9 protein-coding genes are annotated in these 17,263 nt (G+C 42.1%); 7 read left to right on the top strand and 2 right to left on the bottom strand.

The annotated features are described in order from the left end of the window. Nucleotides 1-148 precede the first annotated feature (148 nt). Nucleotides 149-3,157, bottom strand: coding sequence for a glycoside hydrolase family 2 protein (locus ACT3CD_RS06650; protein ID WP_444644123.1), 3,009 nt, complete (start codon nt 3,155-3,157; stop codon nt 149-151). 588 nt (nt 3,158-3,745) lie between these two features. Between ACT3CD_RS06650 and ACT3CD_RS06645 the strand changes: the two genes are divergently transcribed. Further along, nucleotides 3,746-5,008, top strand: a complete 1,263-nt coding sequence (locus ACT3CD_RS06645) for a metallophosphoesterase (RefSeq protein ID WP_444644121.1) — start codon at nt 3,746-3,748, stop codon at nt 5,006-5,008. 29 nt (nt 5,009-5,037) lie between these two features. Here ACT3CD_RS06645 and ACT3CD_RS06640 read toward each other — a convergent pair whose 3' ends face one another. Next, entirely contained in the window at nt 5,038-8,007 is a 2,970-nt protein-coding gene (locus tag ACT3CD_RS06640; protein WP_444644119.1) for a hypothetical protein, read from the bottom strand. Nucleotides 8,008-8,423: 416 nt separating this feature from the next. On the opposite strand from ACT3CD_RS06640, the gene ACT3CD_RS06635 reads away from it, so the two are divergent. From ACT3CD_RS06635 to ACT3CD_RS06610, 6 genes are all read left to right on the top strand, one after another. After that, on the top strand, nt 8,424-10,325 hold the full coding sequence (locus ACT3CD_RS06635) for a mechanosensitive ion channel domain-containing protein (RefSeq protein WP_444644117.1): 1,902 nt from the start codon (nt 8,424-8,426) through the stop codon (nt 10,323-10,325). Next, nucleotides 10,322-12,022, top strand: coding sequence for an alpha-amylase family protein (locus ACT3CD_RS06630; protein WP_444644115.1), 1,701 nt, complete (start codon nt 10,322-10,324; stop codon nt 12,020-12,022). The genes ACT3CD_RS06635 and ACT3CD_RS06630 overlap by 4 nt, the downstream gene beginning before the upstream one ends. A 129-nt stretch (nt 12,023-12,151) precedes the next feature. After that, nucleotides 12,152-12,829 (top strand): DUF2461 domain-containing protein, encoded by a 678-nt coding sequence (locus ACT3CD_RS06625; protein ID WP_444644113.1) that lies wholly within the window; start codon nt 12,152-12,154, stop codon nt 12,827-12,829. A 150-nt stretch (nt 12,830-12,979) separates the two neighbouring features. After that, nucleotides 12,980-14,029, top strand: coding sequence for a nucleoid-associated protein (locus ACT3CD_RS06620; RefSeq protein WP_444644111.1), 1,050 nt, complete (start codon nt 12,980-12,982; stop codon nt 14,027-14,029). Nucleotides 14,030-14,132: 103 nt separating this feature from the next. Beyond that, on the top strand, nt 14,133-15,503 hold the full coding sequence (locus ACT3CD_RS06615; protein WP_444644109.1) for a methyltransferase RsmF C-terminal domain-like protein: 1,371 nt from the start codon (nt 14,133-14,135) through the stop codon (nt 15,501-15,503). Between the two features lie 299 nt (nt 15,504-15,802). Beyond that, on the top strand, nt 15,803-17,248 hold the full coding sequence (locus tag ACT3CD_RS06610) for a TrkH family potassium uptake protein (RefSeq protein ID WP_444644107.1): 1,446 nt from the start codon (nt 15,803-15,805) through the stop codon (nt 17,246-17,248). Nucleotides 17,249-17,263 lie beyond the last annotated feature (15 nt).

Raw genomic sequence — 17,263 nt, 5'->3', positions numbered from 1 at the left:
GTCTGTCCATAAACTAAGTGTTTGAGATATAAAGTCCAAATACACGGCTTGTGAAGTCATAAAAATCAAGGAGTTTACTTTTCGTAAATGACAGTTTTTATGACGAGCATAACGAAGTAGTTGACTTTGTAGACAAACACTATTTATATTATTCAGTTAGAGGTTCGTAAAATTCAACCTCTAATATTTTTAATGTCCCTTTTGCTGAGGGGGCATTGTTTATTCCGGCCTGATCGATTTTTCCTGTAATTTCCACAATATCAAATTTATCGTAATCTTCGGTAGCACCAGTAAGTGCAATTTTTACTTTTTTCCCTTTAGTTGGTTTAAATTCAAATGTTACATAACCAAGAGAACGTGGAGAATTACCGCTGTAAACCAGTTGATTATCTATGTAGATGCTTATAGGATAGCTTAACCGTCGCCAACCGCTGAATTTTACAACAATTTGGTTGATGTTGGCAACCCGTTCGAGTTCATATTCAATGATCCCGGTTGACAGTTGTCCGTCGTTGCTCCATTCTGTTAATTCGTTATCATCGAAGCTTAGTGGCGCATCTTCATTATTCGAAGCGGCATGCACATCAATGATGTCAATGGCGGTTCTTGATACTTTGTATGATGGTGATTGAGGTGTTGGCCCTTGATTCATGTATGAGGGTAGATCATTATCAGGCAACACTAAAGATAGAGGGTTGGTGTCCGTGGCATGCGTTTCTATATTTAACGATGCAGATTTTAATCCTTTAGATGCAGCAATAAGTTTGATTGTCCCGGTTTTTTTTGTTGAACGGATAAAAATTCTGTTTACACCACACTCTACAGGTAGATCTTTAGCACCAATATAATTATCAGGTCCCTTGGCGATACCACCAATAAATTCACCTTCTCCTTTTAAATCAAAGTGTATCATGTTCATGGCAGTGGGGCAGCGTTTGCTTTTTTTATCAACAACTTCAACCTCTATAATCGTCACATCCTGCCCATCGGCCAACATTCCGCCGGGACGTTGTATTGTTGTCAACTTTAACGCAAATGGATCTCCGGCTGTCTCTTTTTTTGTTTCGCAAACTTTCCTTCCATTTACATCATAACCAATTGCTGTTATTGTTCCCGGATCAAAAGCTACATTCTTAAAGGTGAATAAAAAGTGTTTGTGTTGAATTCCTCTTCCGTAGCTTTTGCCGTTTACAAGCAGTTCTACATTTGCAGCTGTTGATACAACAGTGATGTCTTTAACAATGCCTTTTTTGTAGTTCCAATGGCCAATGATGTGTGCCCTTATAGAATCTGTGTCGACCCAACCGTCCCATATTACTTTATGCGCCCAATAATTTTCTTTTGGGATGCGCATTGGATCAACCTCTCCGCTCCGGCGATAGTTTTCGGCACCTCGGTAGTGTGTGTTGGTGTCGCTGAAGATGATGTTGGCCCCCCCGGAGCTAACTCGTTTTCCTGTTCCGGGCCGCATCTCCCAGTAGTCGAACCAACGAATTACATCTTCAATAGCGTGTGAGTCCTGATTGTGGTTGTAAGATGAAGCATCTTTTATTTTACTTCCATTCACATTATGGCTATAAGTTCCACCTGTACCATTTTTATGGTATGGAGGTGTAAAATCATCCCAATATTTTCGTAAACCCTCATCACGGCTGTATTCCATTGCCCACATCGGGATGTCAGCACTTTTATTGATGTAAAGCATTTCGCCACCATATTCGGCCTCTTTGCTATCCAGCATTTCGCGGCTGCCAATGGCACGTCCTCCAAAAGGATCGTATTTATCCCTGATGGCTTTCATCTCGGCCATGTGCGCTTCGGAGATGCTTTCATTACCACACTCGTAAAAGAGAATGCTAGGATTGTTACGATTGTAGATGATGGCATCGCGCATCAATTCAGTCCGTTGTCTCCACCGGCGACCCGTTACATCCGATTCAGCATCGCCCGCAGGCATTGCCTGTATCATCCCGACCCTGTCAAAAGATTCAATATCCTGTTTCCATGGAGTAATGTGCATCCAGCGGAATATGTTACCATTACCTTCTACTACCAGACTGTTGCTGTAGTCACTCAACCATGCAGGAACAGACATTCCCAATGAAGGCCACTCATTGCTTGAGCGTTGAGCATATCCTTTCATCATGATCACACGGTCGTTAAGGTAGATCATTCCGTCTGCAAATTTGATTTTTCGAAACCCGGTGCGTGTTTTAACTTTATCAACAACGACACCGTTGACTTTTATGGAAGAGTATACATTGTATAGATACCCATATCCCCAGCTCCAGAAGTTTAAAATTTTTATGGTATCAGAAGCATGAAGCTCTCGCATACCATTGCGTGCTAAAGTGTATTTGTCACCCGTAAATTCCGCAACTTTGTTACCATCCAGATCCATTATCTCTACAGCAAGTTCAACATCTACTGAATGATCAGATTCATTTTTCACCTGAGTCTCAATATTTACAACGGCCTTTTTTTGACTAATATTAAAGTCTGATGCATATACATAAGTGCCTGTGGTTCCAAGAGAGGAATATAGTGGAAGGGTTTGATAGATATTATCTGTTATATGCAGAAAAACATTTTTGGGTATCCCTCCATAGTTGGCATTAAAATTTTTATTATTCCATTGAAAGCTGTTCCCGGTTAATTTCTCTTTGTATCTCCAGTCGTTGTCGGTACGTACTGCAATCACATTGTTTTCGGGGTATTGGTTCAAATAGGGCGTCAGATCGTAACCGAAAGCCATGGCACCGTTCTCACTTCGTCCCACGAATTGACCGTTGACAAATACCTCACCCATCTGACGAACCCCTTCAAACTCGATGAAAACTTTTTTGTTCTCAGAATCTTTTGGGAGTTTGAATGTTTTTCGATACCAGGCGATGCCAGTTGACAAATCAACAATATCTTTTTTAAAAGCTTCGGACTGATTCCAGGCGTATGGTAATGTGATGTCATCCCACTTGCTGTCGTTAAAGTCAAATTTCTCTGCCCCATCCGGGTCTGCAACCAAAAGTTTCCACTCATGGTTAAAGTTAAATTTTTGCCTTTGTGAGTAGGTTTCCGTATGCCAACAACCTATAAAAACAAGGGCTATCATTGAAATGATCAGTTTCTTTTTATTGAAAGCTAAAATTGTATTTTTCATCTGTTTATAATTTGTTTTAGTTGTCATATGGAACTCGCAGGGATTAGTCATCCTCTTGTGAGTGAAGCAATTTTCATGGCTCGTTTAGATAATCCTGTTTGAATAATATTTTTCGATTTTACACAAATTAGAAGGTCTTATCAAATTAACGCCTTATTATCCGTTAAAAAATTTATTTTTAGTGAAGCAATGAGCAAATTTGTTTGCAATAATGTCAATCGTAGTAAAATTCAATTATACTAAAATGCCGCTGCTGAAAATATTTATTAAGGAGTGTTTCTTGACAGGGTAATCAACTTCAATTTAAATGTTTTTGTATCCTCATTAATTTAATGTGTCAACAATTCTTCAAATTTTAAGCGATTCCAATTAAATCAACCACTCTAGTTAGTGCCTGTCCCCTAAACTCGGGAGTTTGATTTCACAGATAAGCACTATTTGGGTTTGTTAACAAATTTAGGTTTCATTTAGGTAACCTTAACGTCTGTTTGAAGGTAAGAGCATAAGTTGTTGTAACTTTGCAACTGAATTATTTTGAGGTGTTTGTGTTTTTTGTGCTGACACGTCAATAGATGAGGAAACTTGCGAATGAAGATACATTTGGCTTTTTTGGTGGTTGCTGCTTTTCTGATTTTTTTATTGGATTGGTTTCTGGCTCGTCAATGGCAAAGATCAAAAGTGGGACAGACAAAAGCCGGAGAGTGGATACGTCTGTTTCTGTTTTTTGTGTTGCCCGTGATAGCCATTTTGGGGCTTTTATACGCTGTTATTAAAGTACCAATTGCTACAGATGCTTCGGTTTATAGGCTGTCCAGCTATTTTATTTTTTTTGCTACTTTGGTTTATGCGCCTAAGGCTGTTATTGCTTTTTTCCTTTGCATTGATGTTTTATTTGATTTTTTTGTGCGCCGCCGGGCCCGTGAGAAGAAACACCACTATCCGAAAATTACACGACGAAAATTTCTGAGTCAGATAGGTATTATAATGGCTACCGCGCCTTTCGTGTCCTTGTTGTTTGGGGTTTTTAAAGGACGTTATGCCTTTTATACCCGTCACATAAAAATGTCGTTTCCCAATCTACCTTCAGCCTTCAATGGTTTGAAAATAGTTCAGATTTCGGATCTTCATCTGGGAAGTTTTGGTAGTAACCGTGCCCCATTGGCCGATGCTGTGGCGCTTATTAATGAGCAGAAACCGGATGTAATTTTATTTACAGGTGATTTGGTGAATAACTTTGCGGGCGAGCTGAAAGGTTGGGAACACTATTTTTTGCCTCTGAAGGCGCCTATGGGTAAATATTCTATTTTGGGTAATCACGATTATGGCAATTATAGTCGTTGGCCGTCGACTGAAGCCAAGCAGCATAATTTTGAGGGCATCGTGGCCGGACATCAAAAGTTGGGTTTCACTCTTTTACGTAACCAATCAGTCACGCTTTCGCGGAATGGTGTAACCATAGGTTTGGCAGGTGTTGAAAATTGGGGGTTGGGCCATCATCCTAAAAAGGGCGATATTGCTAAAGCCACTCGTGGAATAGAAGATCAGCCTTTTAATATTTTGATGTCTCACGATCCTGACCATTGGGATTTAAAAGTGTTGCCACAGAATTTTTATGATTTAACGTTATCGGGCCATACCCACGGTATGCAATTTGGCATTGAAAAAGGCGACTTTAGGTGGAGTCCTGCCAAATATGTTCAAAAGCGCTGGGCTGGTCTTTATCGCGAAGGCAATAAATTTTTGTATGTAAACCGCGGTTTGGGTTATCTTGGAATGCCGGCAAGGGTTGGTATGCCGCCCGAAATTACTGTCATTGAGTTGCATCGGGGCGATCTGCCGTCTCCTGTTTAAAATTTTTAAAATAATTGTTACGGCATTTTTTATCTGTTCTTATTAACCAAAAATCCGGATAGACTATTGCTGAGAATAAACTCTCCAAACCATTGTTGGTCTTCGGTTCTGTAGCCTGTCCGGAAGCCTACACTAAAAGGCATAATAAATCTGAAGAAATGAGTGTCGGCATAAATTTCAGCTCCCAACGAGGCAGGCGATATCGTAAACGATTCATCCGGTTGATTATCAACCCGCGTTAATTTATAACTTCCCATTGCCTGATCATAAAAAATATTGAGACGTAAACGTTTGAGATATACCAGGCTGCCGATGGCAACATCCGGATTCCACAGAGGCATCTGGTAAGTGCATCTAAAAATGTATAAGTCATCGCTGTAGATTGAGGCGTAGCCGCGGGGGTAACTCAGTAAATTGCTGTAGCGGTAATAATATTTATAATTGTCTGATTCGCCGGCCCAGTCGCCATTTTTAATGTGCTGAAATTCATTGTTTATGGTAATCGCGTGGTACTTGAAGAGTCCCGGTATGTAAATTTTTGAAATGAGACCGACTATTGATCCATTTTGGTAGTTTCCCCATGGCGAATTTCGATAAGAGAGACTAATGGCCTGTCCATGGCGGTAGGTCACATCTCTTGTGCTGCCCTGCCGTAGATTGTGAAAATAAAGGGCGTATTGCATGCCTTGAAAATCAATGGCCGGGATGGATTGAGTTACGAAATTGTTGGTGGGGATTGTTTTGCCCTCAATATTCAGATATTCCTGCATGGGGTATGTTATTCCGGAGCGGCTTTCGAGGGTGTAACGGGCACTGATACTTAATGATCGGTTGTAATTATTACGACTCAGATTTAACGGTATGGTGACGCCGGTTTTTAGAGTCAGATAGTTCAATTGTTGATTGGTGTCGATTTTGTATGTTTTTGATCCTATTTGATAAAGCCCATTTTGCTCATATTGTTCGTCGCCTTTTCGAAGAATGAGATCAAAAACCGGGAACCAACCGCGGTAGGAGAAATTCAGATTGTATTTTTCATGTTTTTTTGATGGGTCACCGTTATAGCCGGCCGACACGATGGCTGTTCCCAAAAGATTTTGTGACATCACCGACAGGCCCGTATACAATTCGCTACGGTCGAAATCGATATAAGTAGGGGCCCAGCTGTGCAGGTTAAAGAGATTCCACTTGCTGTAATTCTGAACTTTGTAATTGGTTGTATTATTATTTTTAGAAACATCAACCGTTGGTTCTTGTCTGGATAAATCTTTGGCTAAACGATCAATGAACGATTCGTTTTTAGTTGCTGCCGGAGGGTTGCTTTCCGAATAGAGAACAGGTCGGTATCCGTTGCTGTCATACCGGCTGTACACAAGGTTCCCGTTGGGCAAAATGGTAGGGTAGGAGGCGCCAAATGCCGATGAGGTTAGGCATGTGGTGGTATTGTCGGTCAGATCAAGTTTGAATATTTCATCGCTGACAGTTCCTTTGGCGACATACCAGATGGTGTCCTCTTTTTGAATGGGATAGCGTTTCTCATCGTAGTCAGGAGTGGTTATTTCCTGCCATTTTTCATTGTTGGGATTCAGCGAATAAATGGCTTTACCTTTGTTGGTAAGTAAAAGACAGACGAGGTTTTGCCCATTGGCATTCCAGGTTGGTGTAAAAGGATAGTAGTTGTTTGGTGTGGGAATTTCTTTAATTATTTGGCCGCTTTGGGCGTCAATTATTGTTATAAAAAAGCGATAGTCAGTTTTGGCTTCTACAGCAGCAATGATGTTTTGCTGAGGGTGAATGGCCGGGGATTGGAGATGGCGGTGCAGATGAATGGTGTTTGATTTTTGAGTTTGTCGGTTATAAGTGCGTATGACAGACCATATTTCATTTTCCCACCGTGGATGACTTCGCAATTCCGACCAGATCACCATGCTTTGGTTGGCACTGACAGGCTCATCTTCCCGGTCTCCGGTGTAAACCAGTGTTTGGGTGCTGCCTGTGGCCGGGTTAATTTGTACTATCTGTGATCTGATGCCGGGGCCCTCCAGTTGAGCTATTATCGCACTGTCGTCGATGGCTGTCAGGTATTTGTAGTTGAGATAATCGTTGTCTGAAATGTTAACAGGTTTATAACTGGTTGTGACAAGATGGTTGTTTTCATCTTGCCAGTTGTGTTGCAGTTGGTCAAACAGTTGATTGTATAATTGTTTTTTGTTGAATCCTGTTTGCTTTCGGAGGCTTCGGTTAAACGGGTTGATAAACGGGCTGTTGCGACCGGTATTGGAGAGGGCGTTTTCCCACAGTTCCGGGCCGTATTTTTGCCGTGCCAGTCCAGCGAATAAATAGCCCATCTTGTAATAATTTGCGACCTGATCGCGATAGGAGCCCAGGTAGGCTTTGTCATATGAGTAGCGACCTTTTTCAAGTAATTGAGCCTTGATTTCGTTGTTAAATTCAAAGGATCGACCGCGCCCACTGTTGGTGAGTGTCGTTTCGGTGATGACGGCATCGCCTTCCAGAAACCAGAGGGGCAGGTATAAGCCCAACACAGCTCCCGGAGCTTGTTGGCCTGTAAATATACTGGCAAACCGGGTGAAGCCCTGGTTTAGTTGACTGATTTGTACCACATGGCGATATTCGTGAATGCCCAGATGCTTAAGCCATTCTATGGAACCATTGGATTGCCCCGGCATCGTATAAAATTCACTTCGTCGTGGAGCCCATGTTACAAAGCCGTTGGAGTAGCTGGATTGGTTGTGCAACAGCAAATCAATTCTTCGTGGGTTTATTTTATGAGCCCCTGTTACTTGTGGGGCAATGCTATCCATGAAAGCAGCGAGTTGTTCAGCCCGTTCCTGCATACTCTCTTCAAAGACAAGGCGAACCACCGGGGTTTTTATTTGTTTCCATTTTAATCGGGCCGGATCGTTGCCTGAGGAATAGTATTGACCAGTCAGGTTATAACAAGCCAGTAGAAATATGAAGGTGAGTAGATTTTTCATTTTTTAACGCATTTAGCTTTACGAATATAGGAAAAATGAGGAAGCATAATTTGTTGGGGTTTATTTTTTGGATAGTATAGGTTGTGGGGAGGCAAATTTTTGATTACTGACAGTTTAATTTGCTTGTTGAGTTTTAGTTATTAACTGTGGTAATTTTCTTTTAATAGTAAGCCTTGTTTGTCAATGTTTTTGTCCGTTTCGTGTTTTTTTATTTTGTTCTGTATGAGGAAATTTATCTTATATTTAGTGCCTGTCCATAAAGTCGGGAGTTTGAGCTATAAAGTTCAAATTCAAGGCTTGCGCAGCTCTAAAAATGTGAGTTTACTCCCGTAAATGACCATTTTGAGAGCAAGCGTAACGCAGAAGTTGACTTTATAGACAGACACTATTTAGCAGTATTAGTTAATGGTAGCAATATGAATCGATATTTATTAATTTGGTTGGGTGTCTTTGGGTGTAGTATAATCTTTATGTCGGGGGTTTATGCCCAGCCTGATAGCTTGCAATTGCAGCGCGACTCTCTCAATTTCGTTGCTGCGGTTGATTCTGCGGCGATGGCTGATTCGTTGGCGTTGGTTGAGATGCATCATCGTTTGGCAGAGCTGGAGGCTCAACGGCAGGTTGAAGCTTTGGAGAAGGCGGCGCTTAAGGTTCGTCTGGATGCATTATCGACCACCGATAATATGAAAAAGGAAGAATTGCTTCAACAGCTCAAAAGTATTGAGGATAATGAGAAGCAGCGACGTATCACGCAAAAGGCACGTATCGACTCATTGCGTACCATTGTCTCGGGTTACCCGGTAGTGGGGTTGCTTCAGGATACTTTGTTTTTTATTTATAATAAAGTTGGGGCCTTTACGCCGGCACAACGTGCCGCCAATATTAGCCGTAAAATTAGAGAAATAACCGATAATGATGTTTTTTTTGCTGAGGAGCTAAAAGTGACCTCTTCAGCGGGCACTTATGATGTGGTTTATGGCGAAACGATCATTGTGAGTATTTCGGAGATTGATGCATTGTGGTACGACTCCACGCCTGAGAAGTATAGTAATACCCTTATGCCCCTCATCAGACACTCGATAGTTACGGCCCGCGAGGAAACTTCGATGACAAAACTGATGTTGCGTATTGGAATTATGCTGCTGGTACTGATTTTGGCATGGCTTGTAATCTGGACTATTGGAAAAGGCTATGTGCGTTTGTTGAAGTTTATCACGGCTAAATCGGAGGTTTGGTTGAAGGATTTGCGTTATCGCGATTATGTCTTTCTTACAACAGAGCATGCCTTGAAGGGGATTTTGATGTTGGTGCGTTTTTCGCGCTGGGTTGTTTATGCTTTGCTGATATATATTACTTTGCCAATAATTTTTAGCATTTTCCCGTTTTCCCGCGATTGGGCCGATGCTTTGTTTCGTCTGATATGGTCACCTTTCAAAGGTATCCTTCTGGCCATTTGGCATTACTTGCCTAACCTTTTCAGTATATTGGTTATTTACTTCTTAATGAAGTATTTTATTCGTTTTGTTAAATATATTTTTATAGAAATAAGATCGGGTAAATTAAGAATTTCGGGTTTCCATGCCGATTGGGCTATGCCTACCTATGCAATTGTGCGTTTTTTGTTATACGCATTTATGTTTGTTATGATTTTCAGGTATTTGCCCGGCTCCGATTCAGATGTTTTTCAGGGCGTCTCGGTGTTTATAGGTATTCTGTTTTCTTTGGGTTCCACTTCTGCCATTGCCAATATGGTGGCGGGATTGGTGATTACCTATATGCGACCGTTTAAGATGGGCGATTTTATCATGATTGGACAGGTTAAAGGTCATGTGTTGGAAAAAACGTTGCTGGTGACGCGTCTGCGAACCGTTAAAAATGAAGTGGTGACCATCCCTAATTCAGCCGTTTTAACTGGCAATACGGTTAACTACAGCACCGAATCGGCCGTACAGGGTTTAATTATAAATACAACGGTGACCATTGGTTATGAGGTGCCGTGGAAGGGGGTGCATGAAGCATTGATTGAGGCAGCCATGCGTACCGAATTATTGGAGAAAGAGCCGGTGCCTTTTGTGTGGCAAACCAGTCTTGATGATTTTTATGTGGCATACCAGATCAATGCCTACACCAAGCATGCAGGGAAGCAGGGACGTATCTATTCTGAGTTGCATCAAAATATTCAGGACGTGTTTAAAGCGAGTGGAATTGAAATTATGTCTCCACATTATCGGGCTAATCGTGATGGTAACGCTACAACCGTTCCCCCCGATCCAACCCCTTCGACATTTAATCCTTCGATAGATAAAAATAAAGAATGAAAAAAATACGACCGGTTATTTATCAGTTATTGCCTCGTTTATTCGGGAATACAAATCAATCGTTAAAGGTTGGTGGTTCTATCCATGAAAATGGATGCGGTAAATTTAATGATGTTTCGGTGGCGGCACTTCAATCTATTGCTTCAATGGGGGTCACACATATTTGGTACACCGGAATTCTGGAACATGGAACTCAAACAGACTACTCGACTTATGGGATTGCCAATGATTCGATGGATGTGATTAAAGGAGTGGCTGGTTCGCCTTATGCTGTTAAAGATTATTACGATGTTGATCCCGATTTGGCGGTTGAGGTGCCAAACCGAATGGCAGAGTTCGGGAAATTGGTGCAGCGTACGCATGAGTGTGGCTTAAAGGTGATTATTGATTTGATTCCCAATCACGTGGCCCGTCATTACTTGTCGGATGCAGCCCCTGAAGGGACGGCTTCTTTTGGTCAGGATGATGATACGTCGGTGGCATTTCTTCCGGGTAATAATTTTTATTATTTGCCGGGGACTGCTTTCCGGTCACCGGTCGTTGTTTCCGATGGCAGCCGGTGGCACGAAGAACCGGCCAAAGCCACCGGTAACGACTGTTTTACGCCATCGCCGTCGGTCAACGATTGGTACGAGACGGTGAAACTTAACTACGGCGTCGATTATGTGGGGCACGGACCTTCAGTATTCGATCCCATACCCGACACCTGGCTTAAGATGCGAGATATTGTGTTGTTTTGGTCGGCGAAAAAAGTGGACGGTTTTAGATGTGATATGGCCGGTATGGTGCCCATCGAATTTTGGCGATGGCTCATATCTGAAGTCAGGAAGTCGTTTCCTGACCTTCTTTTTATCGGGGAGGTTTATGATGCTTCTGCCTATACTGGTTTTTTGGATGCGGGTTTTAACTATTTGTACGACAAAGTGGTGTTTTACGACAGTGTACGTTCCGTAATTGAAGGCAAAGCGCCTGCATCAATCATGACCCAATGCTGGCAACGTACCGAAGGGGTACACAATAATTTGCTTTATTTTCTCGAGAATCACGACGAGCAGCGTCTGGCATCCGATTTTTTTGCGGGGGAGGCCGTTAAGGGTATTCCTGCTATGGTGCTGGCGGCAACCATGTTCTCAAATCCGGTTCTTATTTATTTTGGTCAGGAATTGGGTGAGTCGGGAATGGCATCCGAAGGTTTCAGTGGCCGTGACGGCAGGACGACCATTTTTGATTACTGGAGTCTGAAGTCTGTTTGTGACTGGCGTTCAAACGATCTTTGGGATGGCTCGATGCTAAATCCTGAATCTTCGAAATTAAGAGATATTTATCAAAAGTTGTTGGTGTTAATCAATCGTGAACCCGCGTTGTCGGGCGGTCAGTTTTACGATGTTATGTGGGCAAATGGTGACAATAAGCACTGGGATGAGGCTCATTTGTTTGCATTTATTCGATATACAGGGGAGCAGTGTGCTTTGGTGATTGTTAATTTTGGGTCTGAGGCTCAGGATTATCGTTTGATTATACCCCACGATGCTTTTGTTCAGAGCGGTCTTAGGATTGATTGGTTTTATACCGGCGTCGATTGGCTTGGCTTCAATGCCGAAATTCAGTTTCCCGGCGAAATAGCCACGGAAGCCGGATTGGGGGGCCGTATTGATGGATGGTCGGCAGCAGTGTATGAGCTAAAGGGGAAACCGTGAAATGACGAGTGGGCCTGAGGATGCATCTGCTGTTTTTTACCCGCACATTATTATTTTTGTCAATGAATATTTTGAAAGCGAGCGTAACGAAAAACAACGGGGGGCTTGCTGATATTAAAATAGGAATATATGCAACGGATTATTTCATTTTTAAGACAAGTAAAACAAAATAACAACCGGGAATGGTTTGAGGTACATAAGGCTGATTATGTGGCAGCGAATGCTGAGTTTAGGTCTTTTGTTGAACAGCTGATTATGGGTATTAGTCTTTTTGACAAATCGATAAAAGGCCTTACCGTTAAGGATTGTACCTATCGTTTTTATCGTGATGTCAGATTTTCACTTAATAAAGAACCGTATAAAACTCATTTTGGTGCTTATATCTGCCCTTTTGGTAAGAAGTCGGGTTTTTCAGGTTATTACTTTCATGTTGAGCCCGATGGTGATGGTTTTCTGGGCGGTTCACAGTTAGATACCGGATTATATGGGCCTGAAACAAAAATATTAAATAGCATACGCGAAGAGATTTCTTTAAATGGAGATGTTTTTGAAGCGACTCTTAGCAATGATCAGGGATTCGTCCTTGCCGACAGAAATCCTTTGAAACGGGTGCCTCGTGGTTATTGCGCGGACTCTCCTTACGCTGAATATCTTAAGTTGAGAAATCCCATATTGTGTAAAACTGTGGATGAGACGTTTATTCTTGATAAACATTTGCTTGAAAATACCCTTGAAGCATTTCGGGCTACGTTGGATTTTAATATCTGGCTGAATAAGGCTGTGAGTTATGCGCTGGAAGAGAAATAGGCACAACGATTAGCCTTTGGTCGGGTCTGAATAGGGATACTGAATGTCTTTGTTCATCTATGATTTTATGTTAAGAGGCTTGTTTGGTCGATTTTTCCAAAAACAATTCAATTTGGTTATATTTGTTTTCTTATTCAGAAAAAACAAATCATGATCGATAGTTCACAGGTAGTTATTGAAAATGTGGTGGTTCATCACATAGGCTCGCGTGCCGAAGGGCAACCCGTTAGGTTTTCGAAAGATGTGCTACGGCTTCAGGATGAAGAGATGGTTGGCAGTGTTTTGAAAACTTATTTTTTCAATGCCTTTAAAACCGAGGCTTATTTTAACTTTATCGGCGGCGAGCAGGAAGCTTCCGGCTTGGTCCGGCAGATGGCGGCAGAGGTGTTTAGTGATCCTACTACTTTTTATAATGCATCGTTGCAGCTCGCTGAATTTTTGCACGAGCAAAGCAATCATCCTAAAATCAGAGGGGGCGAATTTTATCTGGCTTTATTTCGCAATTGTGTGGTTGATGGTGAAGTCGTCGATGGGTTAGGAATTTTTAAATCTGAAAATAAAGAGACTTTTTTGAAGGTTTATCTTAAAGAGCAGAATTTTGAACTGGGGGCGCAGGAGGGTATTAACATTCGCAAACTCGATAAGGGATGTATTATATTTAATACCGAGCAGGAATTTGGATATAAGGCCGTGATGGTCGATAACATTAATAAAGGTAATGAAGCCCGCTTCTGGAAAGAGGATTTTTTGGGGCTTCAGCCTCGCGAAGACAGCTATTATTTCACCCAGAATTATATGAATCTTTGCAAGGGTTTTGTTCAGGATGTATACAATGGTCAGAACCAGGTGCCTAAGCCAGAGCAGTTTGATTTCCTCAATCGATCAATGGATTTTTTTGAGAATAAACAGAGTTTTGCGCAGGATGACTTTGAGCGCGAGGTGGTTCGTTTTCCGGAAGTGTCTGAAGCTTTCACCGATTACAGGCAACAGTTTGAAGAGGAGCGGGGCCTTCCCATAAATGATAGTTTTGATATTTCAAAAAGTGCGGTGAAAACCGAAAAGAAACATTTTAAATCGGTCCTTAAACTCGACAAGAATTTTCATGTGTACGTGCATGGCCGTCGTGAATTTATCGAAAAAGGTTTTGATCAGCAGAAGGGAATGAATTATTACAAACTTTTTTACGAACAGGAAGTTTAAATGCGATCCGTTTGTTGAGCTAATCATACTTTTTAAAGTGTTGAGCTTTATTTTTGAGCAGCAGGAAATTGTTTGTACTGAAGCCGGTTTTTGATTTTTAGATATGACCAGAATTTTACCACCAGATTTTATCCGTCGATTGGAACTGCAGATGGGGCCTGAAAGCGATATTTTTATGAGCGCTTTGTCGGACGATCCTGTGTTGTCGGTACGTCTGAATGCCCTGAAACCGACAAATGGAATTTGGTCTGAGGCGAAACGGGTGCCTTGGTGTGCTGATGGTCGTTATTTAAGCGAAAAACCTGTTTTTACGCTCGACCCGTTGTTTCATGCGGGTTGTTACTATCCGCAGGAAGCCAGCAGTATGATTATTGACTGGTTGGTCCGGAATGTTTGTCAGCTGCCGGATCAACCTGTGGTGCTCGATTTGTGTGGCGCGCCGGGAGGAAAAAGTACGTTGCTGGCCTCTTTCCTCGATGGACGTGGAATGTTGGTGGCCAATGAGGTGATTAAAAATCGCGCATTGATATTGGCTGAGAATTTGGTTAAATGGGGAGCTTTTAATACCGTAGTTACCCGAAACGATCCGGCGGATTTTGCGTCATTGAATTCAATGTTCGATTTAATGCTCGTTGATGCGCCATGTTCCGGTGAAGGAATGTTTCGTAAGGATCAACGCGCGGTGGATGAATGGAGTCTTAAAAATGCTGAGATGTGCGCTTCGAGGCAACGACGTATTTTAACAGATGTATGGCCGGCACTGAAACAAGATGGCTTTTTGATTTACAGCACCTGCACGTTTAACCCCGAAGAGAATGAGAATAACATCACCAGATTTGCCGAAGCGCATGGTGCCGAAGTGATGTCGTTTGAGATACCCGATGACTGGGGGATTCATCAGCTGGACGTTGCCGGAGGGAGGGCTCTTGGGTTTTATCCGCATAAGGTGCAGGGCGAAGGTTTTTTTGTGTGTGTATTACGAAAAACAGCCGGGAGCGAACCAATGAAATTGAATAAATCCAAAAAGAAACGGGTTTCCGGAACTTCTGTAAAAGTTGATTTCCCGGATGTTTTAAATCGTGCTATAAACCAATGGCGGTTCTCGGCTGTGAAAGATATATGGGTAGCTTTTCCATTGGCGCATGCCAATGAGTTGGAGCGACTGAAACAAAAGTTGATGGTGATTCATTACGGGGTTTCTTTGGGACAGCCGGTGAAGAAGGCCTGGCAGCCGACGCATGCTTTGGCTGTAAATACAGCACTTCAGCCCAACGCTTTTCCGGTGGTTGAGTTGGATAAGACCATGGCTCTGCGCTATCTCAAAGGAGAGTCGTTGCCGTCAATGACCGATGAAAAAGGGTTTTGTTTGGTTTCATATAAGACGATTCCGTTGGGTTTCGTTAAAAATATAGGGACTCGTATGAATAACCATTATCCAGCCGAGTGGCGTATCAGAATGAGAATAGAATTTTGACACGGTCGTGAGAAGCGATGCTATTTGTTTTTTTGACGACTGTTATTTGTGGCTGTTTACTGAAATAAGTTTCTTACATTTGCCGCTCTTTTTGAGAATTGCGATTGATGATTTTTTTTTGATTTGACAGGCGTTCCGGGGGAAACATCTTAAGTGATGCATGGATGCGTTTTTTTGTATCAGTCTGAAGTGTGTCTCGCATATTATTGGATCATTTTGTAAAGCAGAGTGAATACTTCCATGGTGATATCAGCAGGGAAGTGGGATGTGACAGAAGAAAATAGACTATATATAATATTATGAATTTTCGTTTTATCCTGAATATTTTTGGCCGGGTACTAGTCTTACTAGGGCTTTTTATGCTGCTCAATCTTATATGGGTATTGGTTTATCATGAAGATACATTGGTGCCGCATCTGGCGTCGAGCTTCATCTGTATTATGACCGGCGGGGTGGCCTATTTTATTACACGTCATGAACTTAAGCAGTCGCTGGGTTTAAAAGATAGTTACTTTACGGTAACCTTTACCTGGGTGCTTATTTCGGTCTTTGGTTCGTTGCCTTACCTTCTTACCGGTTCTATACCGCATATTCCAGATGCTTTATTTGAGACGATTTCGGGATTTACCACCACTGGATCATCGATTCTAACAGATATAGAAGTGTTACCCAAAAGTATTTTGTTTTGGCGAAGCATGACTCATTGGATTGGCGGAATGGGGATTATTGTATTGGTGGTGGCCATCTTACCGCTATTGCGTATTGGGGGTTATAATCTTTTTAAAAATGAAGCCTCGGGTATTTCTTATGAGAAACTGACACCAAAGACAACCAGCACGGCCAAACGTTTGTGGGGTATTTATATCACACTTACTTTTGTTCAGGTGGGGTTACTTTTGTTGGGCGATATGAATTTATTCGATGCATTAAATCATGCGTTCAGTACCATGTCAACCGGTGGTTTTTCTACTAAAAACAGTAGCATTGGCGAGTATTCGCCTTATGTGCAGTATGTCATTATTTTCTTTATGCTTTTGGCCGGTGCCAACTTTTCTTTGCATTATCATTTTTTTAAAGGCCGGTTCCGGCGTGTGTTCCAGAATATAGAGCTGCGTGCTTATTTGGGTATTATTGTGGTTGTTAGTGCCACAATTGCCGTAATTATATATCATACAGGCGGTTTGTCTGGCGAGAAGGCCATTCGTGATTCATTGTTTCAGGTGGTTTCTATTTTGACAACCACCGGCTTTGTGACCACCGATTATTTGGCCTGGCCGGTGCAGGCCTGGGGGCTGATCTTTTTGTTGATGTTTATCGGAGCTTCGGTAGGTAGTACAGGTGGTGGAGTGAAGGTGATCAGACATGTGGTATCGCTTAAAAATGTGATGCTTCATTTCAGGAAAATGCTCCATCCAAACAGTGTGACTGTGCTTAAGATTAATGGTGAAGTTATTGATGAGGAAAAGGTCAGTAGCCTAATTTCCTTTTTGGTGCTTTACATACTTACGTTTACCATCGGTTCAATTATTATGTCATTTCTGGGCGAAGATATCCTGACCTCTGTGGGAGCTGTGGCTGCCAATATGGGTGGTGTAGGACCGGGAATCGGTTCAGTAGGGCCGGCCAGTAACTATGCTCATATTCATGATGCCGGAAAGGTTGTATTATCGTTGCTGATGATCATTGGCCGATTGGAACTGACCACTGTTTTGGTTCTGTTTACCCGTTTGTTCTGGGTGCGATAATCGGTTTAATAAAAA

Source organism: Geofilum sp. OHC36d9, from assembly GCF_052400685.1.
In the GTDB taxonomy this organism is placed as follows: Bacteria; Bacteroidota; Bacteroidia; order Bacteroidales; family Marinilabiliaceae; genus CAZHHH01.
Note: the sequence above shows the minus strand (reverse complement) of the source record. Positions and strands in the feature narration are given on the sequence as shown.

What these genes read in the sequence shown, in the direction of transcription:
- ACT3CD_RS06650 (WP_444644123.1), bottom strand. Translation starts at nt 3,157, where the DNA reads ATGAAAAATACAATTTTAGCTTTCAATAAAAAGAAACTGATCATTTCA.
- ACT3CD_RS06645 (WP_444644121.1), top strand. Translation starts at nt 3,746, where the DNA reads ATGAAGATACATTTGGCTTTTTTGGTGGTTGCTGCTTTTCTGATTTTT.
- ACT3CD_RS06640 (WP_444644119.1), bottom strand. Translation starts at nt 8,007, where the DNA reads ATGAAAAATCTACTCACCTTCATATTTCTACTGGCTTGTTATAACCTG.
- ACT3CD_RS06635 (WP_444644117.1), top strand. Translation starts at nt 8,424, where the DNA reads ATGAATCGATATTTATTAATTTGGTTGGGTGTCTTTGGGTGTAGTATA.
- ACT3CD_RS06630 (WP_444644115.1), top strand. Translation starts at nt 10,322, where the DNA reads ATGAAAAAAATACGACCGGTTATTTATCAGTTATTGCCTCGTTTATTC.
- ACT3CD_RS06625 (WP_444644113.1), top strand. Translation starts at nt 12,152, where the DNA reads ATGCAACGGATTATTTCATTTTTAAGACAAGTAAAACAAAATAACAAC.
- ACT3CD_RS06620 (WP_444644111.1), top strand. Translation starts at nt 12,980, where the DNA reads ATGATCGATAGTTCACAGGTAGTTATTGAAAATGTGGTGGTTCATCAC.
- ACT3CD_RS06615 (WP_444644109.1), top strand. Translation starts at nt 14,133, where the DNA reads ATGACCAGAATTTTACCACCAGATTTTATCCGTCGATTGGAACTGCAG.
- ACT3CD_RS06610 (WP_444644107.1), top strand. Translation starts at nt 15,803, where the DNA reads ATGAATTTTCGTTTTATCCTGAATATTTTTGGCCGGGTACTAGTCTTA.